We start from the raw sequence: 19,361 nt of genomic DNA, 5'->3' as shown, positions 1-19,361 counted from the left end.
TAAGTTGTTGGCAAAAAGAGCTCATCGGGACACAAATCGGGACACAAAAGGTTCCCGATGCGCATTCCGCACTATCTGGTTAAAGCCCCGAGCGGTGTCTTCCATTTCCGTCGACGCATGCCGGCTGTGCTTCGGCATCTGCTTGGCCGTAGCGTCATCAAGAAGAGTTTGCAGACGCGCGACGTCGGGCTTGCCCGCGACCTCGCCCTCGGTCTTTGGCGTGCGTATGATGAGTTCCATCAACACGTCAGGGTCGTTGGTATGACAGGGAAGAAGTGGGATGTTGACGAACTGGCGGCGATGCTCAAAAAGAAGGGCAAGCGCTACCGGCTGAAGATGCAGCCGGACGGCACTCTGGAGCTCGAAGTCAATGGTCCGGAAGACCATGCACAGGCCATGGATGCCATCGCTCAAATTGGTGATATGAGAAAAGAAGCCCTGGTCCAGCGATGGATGCGCGAAGAGGGCTTTTCGCTGGATGAAGCACCTGTTGCCACGCGCAGCGCTCCCGGGCCAGTGGTTCCTCCAGCACCAACTGCATCTCTGTCCACATTTGCCGCGCCCCAGGCGGTTACCCGCATCGACCGCGCAGTGGATGGTTGGCTCACCGATATTACATCCGGTACTTTGCCCAAGACTTTGGTCATCAAGCGATTGGCCATCACTGAATTTGGCAAGTTCTTCGGGATGAAGCGCTTTGTCCATGAGGTGACGCGTGCTGAGATTGGCAGGTGGGTGAGTCATCTTCGCGAGCAGAATCTCGCTACGCCAACCATCGTCAACAAACTCTCCTATCTGAAAGGGTTTCTTGAATGGGCTAAGGGGAAGGGCTTCATTGATTTTCCGCGCAACGACTCCCCAGCCTCTGGGCACGTCGTTTATAAGGCCCGGGAAAAGCGTCTGCGGAAAAAGCACGGGTTTAAAGCCTTCAACGACGCGCAGCTTAAACTGCTTTTTGCCCCGGACAACATCAAGCGCTTGTCTGCCGAGGCGCGACTCGGCGCATGCATGGGGCTCTATATGGGGGCTCGTGTCTCAGAAATTGGACAATTGGCTCTGGTTGATTTCTTCGATGTGGATGGCATCCCATGTCTTCGCATCACGAATGAGGGTGATGGGCAGAGCACGAAGAATGATTTCTCGAACAGAACTATTCCTGTCCATCCTGAGCTCATCAGAATGGGGCTACTGAAGCGGGTGGAACGCTTGCGGAGTATGGGCGAGACGCGGTTGTTTCCGAAGGTGGGGAAGGGCGCCATCAATGGCTCTGGCGATTGGCTGTCGAAAGCGTTCGCCCGCTACGTGGGACTCGTCCTGCCTAAGCCCGACACCGGGAAGCTTGGTTTTCATTCGTTCCGCAAAACGGTGGTTCAAACTCTCCAGGCAGCAGGTGTGGCGGCAGAACTCCGCGCCGCTTACGTCGGGCACGAACTGGACGATGAGCATCACGCCAGTTACGGGATGGATGCGCCGAAGCAACAGGTGTTGGATGCCATTGGCAAGCTTGATTACCCGATTAGGCCAGGGGCGGGAGTATTCGCTTGAGTTTTAGGTGGCGCAGGTCTTCCGGTCGCAGCCTTTGAGATGGCCAAGACTCAACCTTTTCCCCAAACAGGGGCGGTTGATATGGGATATCAGATGAAGATGCTGCTACGGCTCGCTGCGCAAGCGATGGTGGTGCTTGTAGTGGGATGGCAGCAACGGTCAAGATTTGGAGCGTGACGAACTGATGAGCTACGTGATGGCTAAATTCGCGCCAGAACCCATTTCTTGGAGTACACATCGCCAAAGAAAATCGCGGCGACAGCTCTACTATGATGTTGTGATTTTTGATGAGCGAGGAGCTTATCCGCGAGGGACGTATGCGCTAACGGATTCCGTTTTCCATGCGGATGATGAGATTGCTTTTTCAGTTGTTCGCGGACGTTCTTGGAGCGATCTGGACCCTGAGTTGCCTTATACGGAGGTAAGTGCATTACTGCCAGGCCACATGCGATTAATAGCATCTTTTTTGCTATGCGAAGAGCGAGGGGGGCGGCGTTTCGTTTTTTATCCGGCAACCCCACGGGGGCTTAGGCTAAACGCCCAGCGCCTTCGGTTGGCGTCTCCAGATGTCATTAGTCAAATTCGAGAATTGGTTCTCGCCCGATGCGAATCTGAGCGAACGAGTCGGCAACCCCGTTTGTTTCGTCCGCCCGGCCCATCGTTTAACGTTCTGGATCCCGAAGACTTTGCGGTGCGGCGGCTAAGAGAGTTTTTCTACGCACTGAATCCGGTCAATTACATTGTTTATCGTGGCTTATACGCCTTGATGAAGGCTGACATGCTGGCTTGTCATGAAGAATTTTGGGAAGAGGCAACAATTGCCTGCTACGTTGCACTTGATGCCTCCTTTGCCGCCGTACGTGAAGTGCTCGAGGCAGGAGGCAAGGTCAACCCATCGGCTCGTGATGTAGCCATGTGGGTACATGAGCACTTCAACGATCCTTTTGGCTTACCCGAGCCTGGGCCTGATGACCGCTACTTCGGGGAGATGTATGAGCAGCGCATCATGACGCTGCACCCCAGCAGTAGGTATGGAGAAATGCCGGTAGCGCCTCTCATGATGGAGGACTACATGTTCATGCGAAGGGACATACGGGAGTTCTTCGCTTTTTTAGTAAGTGGTCGGCATGGAGAGGACTTCATGTTTGATCTCGACCTTCATCGTGGGCGTTGTGGCCCTTCGGCCAGAAGAAAGAGTAAACGAACATAGATATCGCTCGCTGAGTGTCATTTTGCGAACAGCCAGTGGCGATGTTCCATAGGGTGGAAATAAGTCGATGCTTAAGATTTGCACATAATCGGCGAATCTTATTTTTCGATCTAGAAAGTGAGTCGCTAAATCACTGCACTTGACGAAATGAAATTCTTCGCCAGGATGGTTGGCCCGCACGCAGGATTTAAAATGACTTCACCCTATCCTCCCCATCTCATGAATCGATTTCCGAATCGAGTGATTCCCAAAGTCTTCACGCCGGAAGAATATGACCGGCCTTACGACCGCCCGCAAACGGCCGAAGAAATCGCTGACTGGCTGTATGCTGACCGCTATTATATGGCCCCGGCCACAGCGGATATCAAAAGCCACGCCCCTGACGCAGAGTGGGTTTGCTGGAGCCTAGATGCCCCTATTATCAAAAATGAGACATGGCCCTATATCGATGTTCATCCTATCAAGAATCTTGGGTCATTCATCAAGCGATGGGATGCCTTCGTTTCGAGTGCCTTGGTCAAACGAGAATTGGAAGAAAAGCTGATTCCGGCCTTGGTCGATGGCCCTCCCGAAAATATTGATATGACCCGCGCTTGGTTGTTGAACGGGTCGAGCAGTACGGCGGGAGTCCCAGAGATATTGCTTACCCTTGGGCATGCAAGCCTTGTGAGCATGACGGAAAACCCTCCAGATTGGGTGAGCCGAATGTCACCCAGGCAGTGGCGGGAGGGGGCGGCCAGGAAGAGAGATCCATTGTTGTCTTTTTTCCCAATTAAGCATGTCCATCGTCTCCTCCAAGAAGCTGAGCGCCAGCGACTTCTATTATCGATACAGCATGCGGAATCTGTTTGTGTAGCCAAACGAATTTAGCAGATGTTTCATATGCCTTAGAACGTCATGCGGGTACTAGGTGTTGCAGTAACTTGCCTTTCAGTTATCTGTTTTATGATCTCTGATTTTTGTTCTTCATCGGCTGGCTGAGCGTCTATTTCGTGGAATTCAATTAAGGCGGAAAGGTCGCTTAAGCCTTGCACTTCGGCGCTCTTTATTAATTCATTATATTTATTGGTTTCTTCGATTCTTTTCCGCAGTTCTTGCTCATCTTTGAACCATTGGTTGAAATAGAAGATTCCCGAACGAATCGATGTTTTTCTCGGTAGTGTTTCAATATAGGTTATATTTCCGACTCCATCTATAAATTCCTTTACAAATGCAATTACCTCTATTGTTAGGCTGAAGTGCTCAATAATTTCGGGCTTTTCTTCAACGACTACTGCTAGTAATTTTCCACTCATTTCGCTCTCTTTTATAAGTGTTTAATGACTATTGGATTTGGTAAAGGACTTCGCTTCCTTTCATGCGGCGGACTTCGATAACGAACTGCGAAATATCAGGAACCGCATAGTCCACGAGGATCTCCACTACGTGAGGAACTGGATTGTTTTTTCGATTAACGGGATATTCGTCGAATCGTCTGAATATCTCGGGCCCTCTTGGGACTGGCATCGGAAATGTGTTGCCAGAATTCATATGACAAAGCCACATTTCATGTCCATGAGCGGCGACCAGTGCTTGGGTATCTACTGATAGAACATCATGCTCAAGGTGGCGGTACTGACGGGCGTTCAATAGATTCTCAAGGCGATGTTCTTGTGCCCAGAAAAAGACTTTGCCATTTATCAGCCTGTACCAGGCTTCTGGAGTAGTGCGCCCGCCCAGCGCTCGTAGCAGGCGACTAGGAGGCATTGGAATTTGGTCGCGGAGTACGATTGCTTCAGGCGCACCCGGTATCACAGTCATCTTTGTAGCCCGCTGCTCGCTCTCAAGGCGAGCACGCTGAACCCCGCTTACTTCGAAGTGGTCAAGAGTTGCTGTAGCAGACATCAACCCTCGGTCGCGAATTGATGTCCAAGTACCGGCCTCTGCCATGTGGTAGATGGTCGGATAAAGTTCGATGAGACGATCAGGATGCATCACGGTCCTTGGAGCGGAGTGCCGTCCAGGTACGCCGGTCTATGACTGTGCGAAGGTCACCAGTGCCGTCGTCTTCGCGTGGAAAGCGGGTATTGATGAGTGAGACGGGCGCTTGAGAAACCCGCTCGAGATTCTCAATGAAACGGATGGTCCGTTCGTCGAGTTGTTCAAAACGTCGGGCGTTCCGGTTCGACTTGCGCACGTAGTCGGCGAAGGCTAAGACGATGTCTGTGGGGGCATTGAGTGCGCATGCTTTCCTGAACTGCTCCCACTCGAACCAGCCCACACGGCGCTTGCGATTGGTCGTCGAGGTCTTTTCGGCGGCTTTCAGGGCGTCGGCGTCGAGCTCGGACCACTCGGCAATCGCATCGAACGTCGTCTCGTGCTTGAGTGGACCGGAACTCCGTCCCTCGTCCCCATCGGGGTTGTCAACTCGGATAGGCATGGGGCGGATGACCATGAGGATTTTACGTACGCGGCTCGGCGAAATGCCAGCTTCGGCAAGGCATCCTGCAACGTTCGTGTCGCGCGAAGTTACATGCGAGTAGTGGCCATGAAAAGTGCTCAGTCCGCTCCCTTGTGTACCCTCGAGAAGGATCGACTTGCCCGCGCGATAAGCATCCTCGAGTCGGTCCACTGTGTTGCCCCGCCAAGCGCCTGCGTGCCCGACGTATTGAGCTAGTTCCGGTACATCGCGGGCAAGGCGGACCGTGCCCTTGCCGCGCTCGGTGATGCGTCGTGCTGCCGCAAAGCCCGAACCTGACCCGGTCGAACCGATGGCTCCGACGACGCTAGATTTTTCAGCATCGCGATCCGATTCTTCGATAATTAATGCTTGCGGGTCGATGAAGAGCCTTTCGCGGGTGATGCGGCACTCCCGAATTTCCTTTAGGAGACCATCCAGCCAGATGGTCATGCCGGGGCCAAGAAGGATGCGTGCGGTGACGTCGCGCGACCCAGAGGGTAGGTGGTGATACGTATAGGGTCCGTCGATACTAGCAACCGTATGGCCTGCATTCGGGCCTCCAACTCGCACCATGACGTCGTACTCGCGAGCGAGGTAACCAACGACGTTTCCCTTTCCCTCGGAACCGTATTGGCCGCCGATGATTACATCGACGCATCGCACATCAGGTGGGGTAAATAGTCGAAGGTGAGCCGCGACCTGAACAAGGGTATCTCTCGCGTCGCATCGGTCAGTGTTAATACGTACGTCGGCGTCACGTTTTAGAGCAACGACCAAAGTGTCATCGCTCAAGTGGTCAATGTTTGCATAAGCTACGGCATCGACTTCTCGCCCGAGTTGTTCCTCATAACGAGTATGTAGGGTTTGTGCGCTTGCCCAGAGATGGACGTGGAGTAGGGCGGAACCGAACTTTCGACGAAAAGCCTGAACCTGAAGGGGGCTGGTGACATGGTCGATAACCACGCCTTGGTATTCGGTGAGTCCACCTATGATGTCAATAGTCTCGTCAGCTACCCATCGATATTGGGTGGACTTGTCGAGTTCGCGACCCCGTGCAAGGAGTGTTGCCCGATCCGATGTGCCAGCCTGGGCTGCGAGAAGCTCACGGGTGCGGATGGCGCGGAACTGGTACTCGCGCTCGAGCAGTCCGGTCAGGCCGCTCTTCCCCGAACCGGTTTTTCCACTGATGATGACGACGGGACGACTGAACATCTCAAGCCCCCCACATCAGCTGGATGCGTGATACGACCTCCTCGGTCGGCAGCGCGTTCGTGTCAAAGACGATGTCTGCCCGTTCGATGAGCCCCCGTGCGGCCACTTCGTTCGGATGCGCGATGGCCTCATCGTAAGGCGTGTCGACGGCCTCCTTTCTGCGCGTGTAGCGGTCACGGAGCACGTCCTCCGGCGCGGTCAGGTGCACATGGCGCACCGTGAGCCCGAATGCTGTCCTGAAATGCGCCACCTGCTTTGGCTTTCGCGCGGCGTCGAGCAACCAGTACGTAGCGTCAGGCTGCAGCGCGAACGACGGCAGTGCCACATTGTCGACCACCCAACGGTAGTCGGTCTCCAGGTCGAGGCGGTCACCTAGCTCCTGGAGCTGCAGGCGCTGGCCTTCCGCTCCAAGTCCCGCGCCGTACTGGCGCAGGTACCCGCTGGTGCTTAGCCGCGAAAAGCCCCCGTCTGTTTCAAGACGGGTTGCCACCGCTGTCTTGCCAGCGCCTACGGCGCCACTCAACAATAGCATCCGCTCCATTACCATCCGTGTATTCCCCCTGTTGCGCATGGACATGCCCCCTGCATGTCATGTCTAGCGAGAGACTACTGCATATCACGGTGCTCATTCCATCGCCGAAAATGTGCATTCTTGGGTTAATGGGCATGAAGGAAAATCTACCCGAACGGGTTGGTGGCTTTGGATATCGAAGTAACTTTGTCGTCGACATCGCGCATATCGCACCGATCTCGGCGCCAGTGACTTGTCGATGCACCGTCACGACAGGACAAAGTCAGTGAAAATTTGATCCTAGGTAGGGAAAGTGGGTGCGAGTAAGATTCGCGCCGAACAGGGAGCAGGAACGTCGCATGCGTATGAGAAAAATCTCCATTAAAAATTTCCGCAACTTCGTCGATTTTTCGGTCGACATCGGAGAAAATGCCGTCATCCTTGGTGAGAACCGGGTCGGAAAGTCAAACCTTCTGCATGCCCTGCGTCTGGTGTTTGATCCGACGCTTCCCGATTCAGCACGTCGTCTCCGGCTTGAAGATTTTCCAGATGGAATTCGGCGGCCCCTGCCAGCGGATGCGAAAATTACCATCGCGGTCGAACTCACGGATTTTGACGAGAACAAGCCGCTTATTGCGGCGCTCGAGCGTTGCCTTGTCTCAACCGACCCTCTAGTGGCCCGCGTGACCTACCGGTTCCAGCCACGTGAGGGCCTCGCCGGTCTGCCGAGGACAGAGGCGGACTATGACTTCGTCGTCTTTGGTGGGGAGGAGCGCGTCCCATTGCTGCATGTCGGTCACGATGTGCGCCGCGCGATTCCCATTGACCTCTTTCCCGCCCTCCGGGATGCGGAAGGTGACCTTGCGCGCTGGTCACGTTCACCGCTTCGCCCACTCATCGACCGCGCAGCGGCGACTATTGATGAGAAGGTCTTGAAGGCCATCGCTGACGACATCGATAAGGCAACGGCGGCCATTACCGACATTGAGCCCCTGGAGTCCGTTGTAGACAGTGTCAATACCCAGCTCAAAACCATGGTGGGCCCGACCCATGCGGTTGATACCAGCCTCGGGTTTTCACCGACTGAAGGAACACGCCTGGTACGAGCCCTACAGCTGATGATTGATGGCAATCGTAGGGGTGTTGCCGAGGCGAGCCTCGGTTCGGCCAATGTTCTTTACCTCGCCCTCAAGCACCTGGAGATGCAGGCTCTGGCGGACGAAGGAGTCAGGCAACACACGTTCCTTGCCATCGAAGAGCCCGAAGCGCATCTCCACCCCCATCTCCAACGGCTCATCTACAGGGCATACTTGAGGACGAAGGATGGCCCTAAACAGGAGAACCGAGCGCGGAGCATCCTGCTGACCACCCACTCTCCGAACGTCGCGAGCGTCGCACCGCTCTCCGACATTGTCGTGCTGCGATCCTCCAGAGGGTCAACCGTTGGAAAGAGCCTGCACAAGGTCGGCAGTGCGCTGACTGACACCGACCGGGACGACCTCGAGCGATACCTCGATGTGACCCGGGGGGAGCTCTTCTTCTCGCGCGGTGTGCTCTTGGTCGAGGGGGATGCGGAGAAATTCCTCATCCCGACCCTGGCCGCACTGCACGCCCCGCCCCTTGACCTTGATGCGATGGGCGTGACGGTCTGCTCGGTGTCGGGGACAAACTTCGTCCCTTACCTCAAGCTCATTGGTGGGGCAGGACTGAACATGCCGTTTGCGCTGCTCACCGACTTCGACCCACTCGATTCAAAGGCAAGCCAGCAAGACGTTGAAACGTACGATGAAGATGAGGATGACGGCTACGGCCAGTTTCGTATCGTCAAGCAGATACTTCCGCAGCTGGTCGACGGCGAAGTTCTCGCAGAGATGGATTTTTACGAAAGAGTGGATGCTGCCCCGGACTTCGGCGTTTTTCTCAACGAGTACACATTCGAAGTCGACCTCTTCAGGTGCGGAATGCACACGCATTTCCGTGACGCGGTGGCCGGGCTGACCACCAACAGGGCCATGAAGGTGCGCTTCGAGGGCTGGGCCAATGTGCCTGAGACAATGGACGAGGTCCGCTTCCTCAAGGACATCGATTCCATCGGGAAGGGGCGTCTGGCACAGCGCCTCGCGTCTCTGCTTATCGAAACCCCGCCGTCGGCCATTCCTTCGTACATCAGTGATGCATTCGACCATCTCGTCGGGCTTCTGGAGCGAAACTGATGGGCTGGCGCGACCACGTGGCGGACATCCGGAAAAACGAAGGCCAGTCGCAGGCCTTCGATTCGACCGGCAACTGCGTCATTCTCGCCGGACCAGGCAGCGGCAAGACGCAGACCATCACCATGAAGGTTGCGCGGCTACTCGACGAAGAAGTGCAGTTTCCTCGTCGCATCGCCTTTGTGACCTATTCGAACGGATGCGCAAACGAAATTCGCTCCCGCCTCCAGAAGCTTGGCGTCGTCGATGATAAGCGGGTTGAAATTGCGACGGTCCACGGGTTGTGCCTGACGGAACTCATCATTCCCTTTGCGCATCTGGCTGGTGTGGGGGTGCCCAATCCCCTCGTGGTCGCTTCGGCCGGACAACGCAGGCAATTCATGAACGATGCCTACCGGGCGGTCCATGGTGGTGGCGCGCTGCCCAATTGGTTGGAAACCAAGGCCTCCGCGCTTCGCATGGAGATGCCGGACCGAACGTCGGTCGAGTGGTTGAACATCCAGAGTGAGGAGCGCCGCTTTGTCGATGAGTACGAACGCCGTCTCCGGACAGCGGCCCTTATCGACTTCGACGGCATGGTGCTCGCCGGTTTGCAACTTATTGAGGGGTTCGAATGGGTGCGAAAAGTCGTGCGAGCCAAATTCCCAATTCTTGTCGTAGATGAATACCAGGATCTCGGCGTATCGCTGCACCGCATGGTCATAACGCTGATGCAGAAAGCCGGGGTTCGCGTCATTGCAGTCGGTGACCCAGACCAAGCCATCTTCGGATTCACAGGCGCCCGTCCTGAGCTGCTCCTTCAGCTCGCCGAGCTTCCTGGAGTTGAAAAGGTCTACCTAAAGAATAACTACCGATGCGCCCCGGCCATCATCAATGCATCTAGCGTGGTCCTCGGCAAGGCTGTCCGTGGGGCTGCTGGCGGTGGCCGCGTCACGATCCACGCTATACCGCCCAACGTTGCCGCCCAGGTGGCTAACGCGCTCGACGAGATCGTCCCCGCAATTCTGGCGGCAAATGAGGACTGGACCCTTGGAGATATAGCGTTTGTTTACCGCAGCTTCAGGGAGGGTAGCCTCGTTGCCGCTGGCGCCGACGAGCGGGAGCTGGCGTATTCGCGGTACGACAACGGCTCCCCCATTCGTCGCACACGGTTGCTCGAATGGATGGGGTCGGTCGCCCGCTGGTGCGTCACCCCCCTTGGTCGCGCAGATAACAGTATCCACGACCTCTCGCTTGCGCTGCTCCGTCTGATGGGCTTGGCCGCCGACTCGTCGGCTGGCCAAGCGCTGCATAGGAAGTTCCTCGGCTTCATCTTCAAGGGGCGCCATGCCGAGATGCCGTTGCGCAAATGGACGGCCGGCATGCTTAAACTCTTTCTTGCCGGCGCATTCGCCGAACGGGCGAGCCTCGTCGACGAGGCAAAAGCGGTTGATGATTTGCTTGAGGCGTGCAGAGAGGGCAACCCTCTGGCGCACTTCACCGTTCAGAACCTTGCCATGCAGGGTCGCGACCCCGATCGCCTTTATCTCACGACCCTCCACAGTGCCAAAGGGCTCGAGTTCAATGCAGTCATCATGATAGGGATCGAAGAGGGTGCCTTTCCGCACTACCTTTCTGATGACAAGGGTATCGCGGAAGACAGGCGCCTGTTCTATGTCGGCGTGACCCGCGCAAAGCACGAAGTGCATCTCATGTATTCGAATACCGCTTCGATCTTTCTGAAAGATCTCCTGGTGCGCGGCGTGGCGGCCTGCCTCTGACTAACCTTGACTCCGGCCGATACATTACAAAAATCGGGAGAGCGCGTCTTAGTGTTGGTTTCTCCAACACGACACTAATAGCGTCGCTCGCCAGCCGGCTCCGCAGACCCTTCGGGCCGAAAAGCCGAAAAGCCTTCAAAGCAGGGCGCCTGGCTAAGTCGGCGCCCTTTCTTTTGGATGAACATTCATCGCTACGCGCCCACATCTAGAAATCCATTTGGACGTCCAAACGATTGACAAGGTCGCATTCTCTGCTTTGATAAGTGCGACGTATTGTCCCGTTTTCGATTCCGCCCAGGATGGGCATCTCAGCCAAGGAGGGCTCATGACCGAAACCCCCACTCCCGCCAAACATGCTCGACATGCCCGCCCGCATCTGACGACACACTCCCGGGCGAGTGGACACTCCTCGGTTGCCGGTGCCGCCTACCGGTTGGGCTTGAAACTCATCGACGACCGTACCGGCAAAACCCACGATTTCCGGAAGCGCAAACTGGGGGAGGAAATCGTCCACGCCGTCACCATCGTGCCGACCGGCGCCCCTGCGTGGGCAACGGACCCACAAGAACTCTGGAACCGGGTGGAGGCCTGTGAAAACCGCAAGGACGCCCAGGTGGCACGGGACTACCGAGTCCCCATTCCTCTCGGTCTGGACGACAAGCAGGCAGGGGCCCTCGCCGAAGAGCTCGCCCGGTTCATCAGCAATGCCCTGAATGTTCCGGTCTCCCTCGGTCTTCACCGCGATGCCGACCGAGACGTCTTGGGCGAGGTTAAACCCACCGAGAAACAGGGCTACCACGCTCACCTGTACTTTCCGACCAGAGTTTTGCTTTCGGACTCCGATGACCTTCGCAGTCCGGAGCACGGTCATGTAGAGCAGGATGAGCGGCAGGGCGAGGGTGAGGATGCCCAGCCTGGCGAGAGTGGCCCATCGACTGGCTTCGGGGCCAAGCTGGCCATTCTGTCGAACAAGCGGACCTCTGCGGCGTGGGTCGAATCCTTCAACCAGACATGGGCGGAGGCATGTAATCGCCATCTGGCCGAGGCGGGCAGGACTCCTGTCATTGACCACCGGAGCTACGTCCGCCAAGGGGTATCTGAGGCTCCCCAGCCCAAAGTCGGTCAAGCCGCCACAGCGATGGAGCGGAAGGGGATGCAGACCCTGCGGGGGAACTTGCTTCGAAGTGCCCTTGCGGTTGGAGTGGCCGAGCAGCGAGCGACAGAAATCACTGACGAAGCCATTCGTGCGTCCGTGGGGGTGGACATCACGGCACGTATCCTAGCCCGGCGCAAGCGCTTCCCCCAGCAAACACACCCAGCAGCCATTCCATCCCCCCGACGTCCGCTCTTGGCCACCCCAGGCGTATACCCACGTCGGCCGATTCGCACATCTGCCCCACCCACGAGCTTGGAAGCACACATCCGGGCGGTGGCACGACCGCCCAAAAATGAAGCGGAATCTCAGGCTCTGGAGCGGTCGGTTAAGTATGCCCTTTACTTAGAGGAGGTAATCAAGTCCGCCATAGCTCGGATGGATGAATGTCTTGCTCTACGAAAGCAGGTCGAGCGAGCCCAGTCGACCGAGAACGATTTACTGTTCCGGCTGGATGTCAGTAGAGCGGACCGCGTTCGCGCCCTTCGAAAACTGCGCTCGATTGAAGCCCGTCAGGCGTTTCGGATTCGTCTGATTCGCTCTGGTCTGCCTCTCCAAGACCCCCGTCACGTGCATGCGGAAGATGTCTCGCGACTGACAGACAATGTTCGCGTTGATGAAGCCGGCTTGCTCTCGCTCCGTCGGCAGGCCAAGGGGGCGCTCCGCCGGCTTCAGAGGTCGGAGTACGTGCTTCAACAAGAAAGGGCCAAGCTTAAAGAGGCGGCACAAGCTCTGCTCAATAGTTCGCGTCCGTCATTCGAACAAGCCCTAAATTTTTTGCCCACCCATTCCGCAGCTCTCGTTCGCGACGTGATGGAGATGGATGCGCCGGAGCCGACCCCATCATCAGGGGAGTCAACGAATGACGGTCAGGGCAGTGGCAGTGATGGTCAGGCTGGAGGGGCGACGGCCGGGCGGGCGATGAGGGAACGAAGTACATGGGTAAGCCGAGCGGCGGGCGTGCCGCCCCCAACGCCAGCCGAGCACCTCAGGAGATTTCCCCGACTTTAACGATTCGCCTTGATGCGGACGACGGCGTGGGGAAGTAGGACGCTTCACTCCACTTACTAGAACCACCGAGGTCGGCTCCAGTAATCCAGCAATGCCATCACGAATTGCCCACATTGTCGTGGCCATCCTGTCTCCGTTGGTGCTGACCCCTCCCCCCACGGCGCACCTCCAAGCCGCCTCCTGGTTGAACAGGGGCGGCTTTTTTTGGACTGACCTCTGTATCGACGCTGCCGTCAGCGGTTACGCCCGCTGCTGCAAGCGAACCTCGCCCCGGGCATGCATTTTTTGCAGCGTCCGCACCTGGTCGTCGTTGAGCTCAAACGTGGGAAAGCGTCCATCAATGGCGACGACCAGTTTGCGCTGGACAGCATGCAGGGCCACCGGAGGCATCAGATGCGGATGGGTCCCGGTGCCAGCCAGGGCCGAGCCATCTTTCTCAATCGCTACGTAGTCAATGCTGGGACCATCTTCAAAGCGAATGGCTTCGATGGCCGGCGCTCCCTTGGCGTTCCGTTGTTCTCGGCAATACCGGAGCAGGTCATTGCAGGCCGCTTTCCACGCTTCACCGATGCGTCCCCAGTCTGGACCGAGAACAGGATGCTTGCGGACCCATGCGTTGAGTGCTTTGGCAGTATCGGGAGAAGCCTGGACCACCGCGAGGGTTCTTGCTCGGACTCTCGCGGTCTCCGGGTTCAGCAGTCCGTCGATGGGTTCGGGCCATTCAAGAATCATCGTCAACGTAAAGGCGCTGATGTTCGCATCTGCTTCGAAATACTGGGTTTCAAATCCCACGCGGCCGAGCGGGATGGTTTTCGATACCAAGTCATTGGGTTCGGAGATATGCAGCATGCCGTCCGAATGGATGACCAAGGTCACGTTTGCCGTTTCGAACTCGGGTCTCAAAGAGCGCCTTACGCGGTCGGCGCGCATCGACAAAGTAATCGCAATTGCCATCACGACGATGATGGCCGGCACCACGGCCACGGCCCACAATGCTTTCTCGTCGGAGTAGGACAGCGTGGGCAGCGTGGGCGTCGTCACCGGACCACTATGAAAGAAGAACACCACGCCGGCGATGATGGAAAACACCCCTCCCAATTGCATGTAGAGGGCGATGCCGGCAGCAAGACGAGCAAACGGGATGCGCGCGACCCACGTGTTGGCGACGACGATGAGTACCACGCCAAAAATGCACCAAAAGAATGCGCTGAACATAGAACCATCCTTGTATAGGGGAAGGGGAGTTGGCCTAGAGCCGCATCGAGAGCACCCGGGCGCCTACTGCTTCAGCGCGTAGGTCGAATACGAGACGTAATGCCCCGAAGCATCAAAAGTCAGACGGGTCGCCTCCAGGTCTTGCTTTGGCCCTTTGCCGATAAACGTGCCCACGATGGGGATAAAGTCTTTCGCGTCCATCTGGGTCGATGAGAAGGAATAGGCCAGCACCGTTTTGCCATCGTCTTGGCGAGTGACTTGGGAGGGTTCTCCGAACAGCTTTTTGGCGTCATCAATGGTCGAGACTCCAGGCCTCATCTGTCCGAGCTTCTGCAGGTCCATTTTCTGTCCCTGGGTGGCGCAACCGGCCAGCAGAAGGGCGGTGAGGGCAAGGACGGCAACCGGTTTCTTCATGAATTCCCCCAGAGGTGGTGTTTTTGGCCCGGACGGGCGGTAGGGCGGCTTGAATCTGGCCGGCGGGAATGAGTGTATAACAACTCGGAATATTCTTAGACGGAATATAAGAAGAAGGCATTTAGCGTTCCTTCACCAAACAGGTGAAGCCATGCCGAAGCGCCAGACCGGAACCGCGTCCATCCACAGCGAGGAGTACAAAGCCTTTTGCGGCTTTCTCGCCGAAACGCGTGTGGCCCAAGGCATTACCCAGGTGGAGCTCGCTCGGCGCCTCGGGGTATCCCAGCCCTATATCTCCCACGTCGAGAAGGGCGATGTCCGGGTTGACCCCATTCAACTCATCCGGTGGCTCGAGCAATGTGAGGTCGACCCTAGCGAGTGGTTGGTCCAGCTCTACGCCCGGGTCCAACGCATCAAACCCGGTCGGCGTCTCCGGTAACCCCAGTTCTAACGTCTACGACGGCTGGTCAGTCAGGCCAGCCGTGCCCGCGCAACGACGAAAGGGAGCGCGGCTTGGGGTCGATATCCTGTGCTCTGTCGATGAGCCCCGGGCCGCTGCAAGTTCATCGTCCTTTCGGAAGCGTACAGACCGGCTCGGCGTCTCCGGCTTTTCTGTTGAAAGACATTTATGAGCCTCCCGTTATTGGACCTCCCATGGGCTCTATACCGACGGTGTCGCCGACGGGATACCGCAGCCGCCGGAAGCCTGTTTGACAATTTCGCCGCCGGAACCATGTAGGTCCTAGATCAGGAAATCGCTGGCATCAACAAAAGACAGGCTGCCGATGGCAGCCCGTCGCGTTACCCGGACCAATCACCCTTACGCCGCCCGGTCATACACCTCCGCGATGCGCTCAAACCGCGCCTCGTCCTCGGCCGCCTGCTCGAAGGCCTGCTCATACTGCGCGGGCACATAGGGCAGATGTTGGAGTGGCATGAACTGCATGTTGCTCATCGACTGCTGCATGTCGAGCAGGTTGAGCCTCAGCACGTAGTGCTTACGGAGAATCGAATCTCCTGCACTGTGCCCAAGCATGATGGCGATGCGCGCATCGGACAGACCGGAGCGTTCGCCGGCGGTGGCAAAGTTGTGGCGGAACGAATGGAACACCTTCTCCTTCGCCTTGATGCCACATGTTCGGCGCAAAAACGAGCGATTGAACCAGTCGGATGTCGTGTCCCCCGGCCCGTTGGCACCCCACACCAGACCGGGGAACAAGGTGACACGGCCCCAATTTTTGGCTTGTTTGACGAAGTCGAGAAAGCCATTTTTTATCAAGACAGGGTGAATGGGCAATGTGCGCCGCGACTGGTTATTTTTCAGTCGCTGGCCCGGCCGGTCACGGGTGACATCGATGCACCACAGACCATCGATGAGGGACACATCATCGACGTAGATTTGCGAGAGCTCGTTGACGCGAAGGCCCTGGTAGTAGCCAAGGAACCGGGCCCAGTACTGGTGGGGCTTGGTAAATGTCTTGTCGTGCTTGGGATGGAACAACAACTCGAGCTCATGCGGGTCAAAGGGCTTTCGCCGCTGACCCCGGTCGTCGGTTGATGAAAATAAACGCACCCCCTTGAGCAATCCCGGCACCACTTCGTGGCGGTTTTCCAGCCAACAGAAGAACGTGCGGAGCAAATCGATGTGGCGCTGCTGGGTGCCTACGTCAATCGGTGCGTCGCCCAGACGCTTTGCCTTGGTGACCACGGCAGGAGCTTTCATCAAGCGATAGTCGCGCCGCTTGCTTGCATGCGGCGGCCAGACACTGATGGCGTGCAAAAACACGTCGACATCGCCAGGCCCGAGCTCACAGAGACGCTTGTCGCCAACGAGTTCTGTGAGGATGCGCAGCGTCCAGAGCCCGCCGATGGTGGAAGACCGCGAGGTTTTCTTTTGTCGAAGGTAATCAACATAGACCGGGTACCGGTCCGAGAGCGTGACGTCCGACTGGATGACGAATGTTCCTGTGTGCTGCGGGGCACCTGCCTGCACCAGTGCCGGGTGCTGCCAGGTCGGGTTCGCGGACAGGCCACGCCTGCTGCGGGTGATTTCATCGACTGTCGGGCGCAGGGTGAGATCAACGGGGACGGCGGGACGTAGGGTTTTCCGTCGCACTTCAGCGATGGCCATGACATGCTGCGCGGAAGGGGATGGTTCGAAGGGGGCGTCGGATTCAACCTCGATACGGGCGAGCTCATCGTCGGCCATCGTCATGATGGCGTGCTCAATCGCCTTGCGTTTGAGCACGGCGCGGATCTGGTGGATGGGTTTTGCCGTCCGGGTCATGACGCGGTGGCCGTCCTCAGTTTCACCAACATGCCGCACGCGGACTGCCGGCGCAGGGGCCGCGTCGATGCTGCGGATGAGGTCGGAGGCGTGGGGGTAGGGTGGTACAGGAGGGAGGGGGCGGGGTGGCGTGCGGGGCGCAAGGCGGCGGGTACGGGGCGCAACAACAGGAGCTGTTTTCTCGGACATGGGGATACCTCGTGTAGGGGATCGAAATCGACGGTGACATCCCGTCGAGTGAGCGGCCGATACAACTGGCCTCCCTTCATCAAAACGAGGTTCTCCTTTTTGTCAATGGATCAAGTCCGACTATTTTCTTGACTTTTTCAGTTGAAAGTTAGCAATCGAGATGGACGTCCATTTGCGTTCGTAGGGTCAATGTCGACTCCGTTGCTCAAGGAAATCGAGGGTCTTTTCAACCCAGAGCGATTCGGCAATGGTGCCGGGTACCGAGCGGTTCCACGTGGTGCGAAGCGTCTGGATAACTCGTCTCGCCTCTTCGCGACCTTTGCGTGGGGGCGGCGTTTCGCTGATCGCTGAGACAGGAAAACCCCGCCGTCGGAGAGTGTAGATATCGCGGATTGCCTCGCCGACCGCATCGGTGGACGTCGCTCCGATGACGCGGTCGACCAGTAGGCGGAGTCGCAGCCGCTCGTCTGGACGAAACAGGGATGGGTCGAGCTCGGCAAGCTCGAAGACAGTCCGCATTACCAGCGGCATGTTGTCGAGCACGTACTGCAGGCCGGAAAGGTCGGACACAGGGATGTCACGCCAGCTCGGTCGCTTAACGTTCGGCAGCTTCTCCCGGGTATCGGCCACGCTCCCGGGGTCGACTGCAGCCGTGCCCCGACGGCTCTCCCGGTGGCGGCGTCTGACGGGGGTGTGAGCATCCCCGGATGGGGCGCTCTGTAGTGGATGGTCGGTCGCTTCGTCGCGCATTGGTTTGTCCTTAGTAAGTATTACTGACTTGACTGGGGGCAAAACCCAACTCCTGGGAAAAGTGTTTAGTTGCAAAGGGTTGTGTACTTGGGGTCTTGATGCGCGACAAACCCCAAAGTGGCTTACCTTCACGCTAATAAAGGTCATTGGCGCTTTGCGTTCGATACAGGGTCTCCCTTGACGGTTTCCAAATCCTGGTTAGGTTGAATGGAACACCTAGCCCAGGAGCAACCATGCACGGAAAGCCAGCGAACCCATTGCAGCAGACAACATCGGAAGGCGCAGCGGATGACATGACGCGACTTCTCGAGCATGCGGTACTCAACCACGACGTCAGGCGAATCTGGAATCAGCTTGCGCTGGGCGGCAATCCGAACATTGAGTGTGGGATTGACGAGACGTACGACGGGGAAGACTTCTATGGTCTGACCGTTACGTCGCTGGCAGCGCTTGTCGATTCGGCACGCGATGGCCTCTTGACCCTGCCACTGCTGCTCTCGTCCAGGGCGGACATCGGCCAGGTTGATTCGAAGGGTCGAACCCTCCTGCACTTCGCTAGGAGCCGACCGGTGGTCCGGTATCTTATCGAGAACGGTGCACCGCTGCCGAACGGGATGAGGCAGCCGTTGCTGGATGCGCTGTCAGAGCCACCAGGCAAGGTGTTGTTTGACGACGATGTCGAGTTGGCCTATCGCGATGGTGATGGCGCGGATCCGCTGTTTCTTAGAAGCCTCCGTCGGTCGTCCCATGAGTCCTTCCCACTTCTCGAGCCTCCACTCCTGCCGCAACCCGTATGGCACGTGGCCCTATCCGAGGATCTGTTCCATGGCTTGCTGGAAGCCAGGTATCTCACGCCGGACCACGAGCGGGCATCAACAGACTTTCTCTACGGAACGGGCCGTGCACCGCTGACGGCGCAGTTCAGCGCTTCTGTTGAAATCGAGCGGGCGCTGCTCGATGGGGATGCCGGCCGCGTCATGAGTTGCGTGGAGCATGGTGCCCTTGATGGGATTTGCCGGTTCCGCTACGTCTGGCATGAGGGTCGCGCCGATGAACTCATGTTGGAGCAGCTCACTGCCGCCGGTCTCGCAATCCTTCTCGACAGCGAAGCGGGCCGGCCAGACCTGGTCAAGCTGTGTGTCACAAAGGCGGCGCTCAACAGCATTCATGGTGCTGGAGGAGCAAACTTGCTGCACCTTGCCCGGGACCCCAAGGTCGCACGGTGGCTTCTTGAAGCAGGCGTAAACACATCGCTTACCAATGATGACGGCGTGACGGCAGAGGAATCGCTTCCGCCGGAGGCGCGGGCGGTGGTTACACAATGGCGACTCTCGCGGGCACTGCCTGCTGCACAGGACGCACCTCGTACCTCCGGGTTGGACATTGCCCGGCTTTAGGCAAGCTTGGCGAGTCCTCTGTCGGCAGAGGACTGCGCGTGCGTCACGCGACGTCAA

16 protein-coding genes are annotated in these 19,361 nt (G+C 57.5%); 8 read left to right on the top strand and 8 right to left on the bottom strand.

The features are described from left to right. The first annotated feature begins 57 nt into the window (after positions 1-57). The 3 genes from HBF25_RS11225 (at position 58) to HBF25_RS11215 (ending at position 3,625) form a co-directional block, all read left to right on the top strand. Positions 58-1,545 carry a DUF6538 domain-containing protein gene (locus HBF25_RS11225; protein WP_166948394.1) on the top strand — a complete coding sequence of 496 codons (1,488 nt, stop codon included), beginning with the start codon at positions 58-60 and terminating at the stop codon, positions 1,543-1,545. Positions 1,546-1,729: 184 nt separating this feature from the next. After that, entirely contained in the window at positions 1,730-2,755 is a 1,026-nt protein-coding gene (locus tag HBF25_RS11220; protein WP_166948393.1) for a hypothetical protein, read from the top strand. 147 nt (positions 2,756-2,902) lie between these two features. Next, a complete protein-coding gene (locus HBF25_RS11215; protein ID WP_166948391.1) occupies positions 2,903-3,625 on the top strand; it encodes a hypothetical protein in 723 nt (240 codons plus the stop codon). 17 nt (positions 3,626-3,642) lie between these two features. On the opposite strand, the gene HBF25_RS11210 is transcribed toward HBF25_RS11215, so the two are convergent. The 4 genes from HBF25_RS11210 to HBF25_RS11195 are packed head-to-tail and all read right to left on the bottom strand — an operon-like array spanning position 3,643 to position 6,984. Then, positions 3,643-4,050 (bottom strand): hypothetical protein, encoded by a 408-nt coding sequence (locus tag HBF25_RS11210; protein ID WP_166948389.1) that lies wholly within the window; start codon positions 4,048-4,050, stop codon positions 3,643-3,645. Positions 4,051-4,078: 28 nt separating this feature from the next. Next, positions 4,079-4,729: a DUF7002 family protein gene (locus HBF25_RS11205; RefSeq protein ID WP_166948387.1), complete on the bottom strand. Its 651-nt coding sequence runs from the start codon at positions 4,727-4,729 to the stop codon at positions 4,079-4,081. Next, positions 4,719-6,407, bottom strand: coding sequence for an adenylosuccinate synthetase (locus HBF25_RS11200; protein WP_166948385.1), 1,689 nt, complete (start codon positions 6,405-6,407; stop codon positions 4,719-4,721). The genes HBF25_RS11205 and HBF25_RS11200 overlap by 11 nt, the downstream gene beginning before the upstream one ends. A gap of 1 nt (position 6,408) precedes the next feature. Beyond that, the gene (locus tag HBF25_RS11195; protein ID WP_166948384.1) at positions 6,409-6,984 is read right to left on the bottom strand and encodes an AAA family ATPase; all 576 of its coding nucleotides are present in this window, start codon (positions 6,982-6,984) and stop codon (positions 6,409-6,411) included. A gap of 293 nt (positions 6,985-7,277) precedes the next feature. On the opposite strand from HBF25_RS11195, the gene HBF25_RS11190 reads away from it, so the two are divergent. The 3 genes from HBF25_RS11190 to HBF25_RS11180 all read left to right on the top strand — a co-directional run bounded on the left by HBF25_RS11190 (position 7,278) and on the right by HBF25_RS11180 (position 13,052). Beyond that, positions 7,278-9,131: an ATP-dependent nuclease gene (locus HBF25_RS11190; RefSeq protein ID WP_166948382.1), complete on the top strand. Its 1,854-nt coding sequence runs from the start codon at positions 7,278-7,280 to the stop codon at positions 9,129-9,131. Continuing rightward, a complete protein-coding gene (locus HBF25_RS11185; RefSeq protein ID WP_166948380.1) occupies positions 9,131-10,888 on the top strand; it encodes an ATP-dependent helicase in 1,758 nt (585 codons plus the stop codon). Before HBF25_RS11190 ends, HBF25_RS11185 begins: the two co-directional genes overlap by 1 nt. A 325-nt stretch (positions 10,889-11,213) precedes the next feature. Continuing rightward, positions 11,214-13,052, top strand: a complete 1,839-nt coding sequence (locus tag HBF25_RS11180; protein WP_279588197.1) for a MobA/MobL family protein — start codon at positions 11,214-11,216, stop codon at positions 13,050-13,052. Positions 13,053-13,292: 240 nt separating this feature from the next. Here HBF25_RS11180 and HBF25_RS11175 read toward each other — a convergent pair whose 3' ends face one another. Together HBF25_RS11175 and HBF25_RS11170 are read right to left on the bottom strand one after the other, a co-directional pair. Beyond that, positions 13,293-14,267 (bottom strand): hypothetical protein, encoded by a 975-nt coding sequence (locus HBF25_RS11175; protein ID WP_166948376.1) that lies wholly within the window; start codon positions 14,265-14,267, stop codon positions 13,293-13,295. A 63-nt stretch (positions 14,268-14,330) separates the two neighbouring features. Continuing rightward, positions 14,331-14,681: a hypothetical protein gene (locus HBF25_RS11170; RefSeq protein WP_166948374.1), complete on the bottom strand. Its 351-nt coding sequence runs from the start codon at positions 14,679-14,681 to the stop codon at positions 14,331-14,333. A 151-nt stretch (positions 14,682-14,832) separates the two neighbouring features. Between HBF25_RS11170 and HBF25_RS11165 the strand changes: the two genes are divergently transcribed. Beyond that, a complete protein-coding gene (locus tag HBF25_RS11165) occupies positions 14,833-15,120 on the top strand; it encodes a helix-turn-helix domain-containing protein (RefSeq protein WP_166948373.1) in 288 nt (95 codons plus the stop codon). A gap of 381 nt (positions 15,121-15,501) precedes the next feature. Here HBF25_RS11165 and HBF25_RS11160 read toward each other — a convergent pair whose 3' ends face one another. Together HBF25_RS11160 and HBF25_RS11155 are read right to left on the bottom strand one after the other, a co-directional pair. Further along, positions 15,502-17,157, bottom strand: coding sequence for a site-specific integrase (locus HBF25_RS11160; RefSeq protein ID WP_166948371.1), 1,656 nt, complete (start codon positions 17,155-17,157; stop codon positions 15,502-15,504). 186 nt (positions 17,158-17,343) lie between these two features. Further along, positions 17,344-17,787 (bottom strand): hypothetical protein, encoded by a 444-nt coding sequence (locus HBF25_RS11155; RefSeq protein WP_166948369.1) that lies wholly within the window; start codon positions 17,785-17,787, stop codon positions 17,344-17,346. A gap of 353 nt (positions 17,788-18,140) precedes the next feature. Here HBF25_RS11155 and HBF25_RS11150 point away from each other — a divergent pair, with 353 nt between their 5' ends. Then, positions 18,141-19,304 carry an ankyrin repeat domain-containing protein gene (locus HBF25_RS11150; RefSeq protein ID WP_166948367.1) on the top strand — a complete coding sequence of 388 codons (1,164 nt, stop codon included), beginning with the start codon at positions 18,141-18,143 and terminating at the stop codon, positions 19,302-19,304. The last annotated feature ends 57 nt before the right edge of the window (positions 19,305-19,361 follow it).

Origin of the sequence: Luteibacter anthropi (assembly GCF_011759365.1) — a bacterium.
Taxonomy (GTDB): domain Bacteria; phylum Pseudomonadota; class Gammaproteobacteria; order Xanthomonadales; family Rhodanobacteraceae; genus Luteibacter; species Luteibacter anthropi.
This window is presented reverse-complemented; position numbering and strand designations above follow the sequence as displayed.

Coding starts and splice junctions, on each gene's coding strand:
- HBF25_RS11225 (WP_166948394.1), top strand. CDS start 58: ATGCGCATTCCGCACTATCTGGTTAAAGCCCCGAGCGGTGTCTTCCAT.
- HBF25_RS11220 (WP_166948393.1), top strand. CDS start 1,730: ATGAGCTACGTGATGGCTAAATTCGCGCCAGAACCCATTTCTTGGAGT.
- HBF25_RS11215 (WP_166948391.1), top strand. CDS start 2,903: ATGAAATTCTTCGCCAGGATGGTTGGCCCGCACGCAGGATTTAAAATG.
- HBF25_RS11210 (WP_166948389.1), bottom strand. CDS start 4,050: ATGAGTGGAAAATTACTAGCAGTAGTCGTTGAAGAAAAGCCCGAAATT.
- HBF25_RS11205 (WP_166948387.1), bottom strand. CDS start 4,729: ATGCATCCTGATCGTCTCATCGAACTTTATCCGACCATCTACCACATG.
- HBF25_RS11200 (WP_166948385.1), bottom strand. CDS start 6,407: ATGTTCAGTCGTCCCGTCGTCATCATCAGTGGAAAAACCGGTTCGGGG.
- HBF25_RS11195 (WP_166948384.1), bottom strand. CDS start 6,984: ATGTCCATGCGCAACAGGGGGAATACACGGATGGTAATGGAGCGGATG.
- HBF25_RS11190 (WP_166948382.1), top strand. CDS start 7,278: ATGCGTATGAGAAAAATCTCCATTAAAAATTTCCGCAACTTCGTCGAT.
- HBF25_RS11185 (WP_166948380.1), top strand. CDS start 9,131: ATGGGCTGGCGCGACCACGTGGCGGACATCCGGAAAAACGAAGGCCAG.
- HBF25_RS11180 (WP_279588197.1), top strand. CDS start 11,214: ATGACCGAAACCCCCACTCCCGCCAAACATGCTCGACATGCCCGCCCG.
- HBF25_RS11175 (WP_166948376.1), bottom strand. CDS start 14,267: ATGTTCAGCGCATTCTTTTGGTGCATTTTTGGCGTGGTACTCATCGTC.
- HBF25_RS11170 (WP_166948374.1), bottom strand. CDS start 14,681: ATGAAGAAACCGGTTGCCGTCCTTGCCCTCACCGCCCTTCTGCTGGCC.
- HBF25_RS11165 (WP_166948373.1), top strand. CDS start 14,833: ATGCCGAAGCGCCAGACCGGAACCGCGTCCATCCACAGCGAGGAGTAC.
- HBF25_RS11160 (WP_166948371.1), bottom strand. CDS start 17,157: ATGTCCGAGAAAACAGCTCCTGTTGTTGCGCCCCGTACCCGCCGCCTT.
- HBF25_RS11150 (WP_166948367.1), top strand. CDS start 18,141: ATGCACGGAAAGCCAGCGAACCCATTGCAGCAGACAACATCGGAAGGC.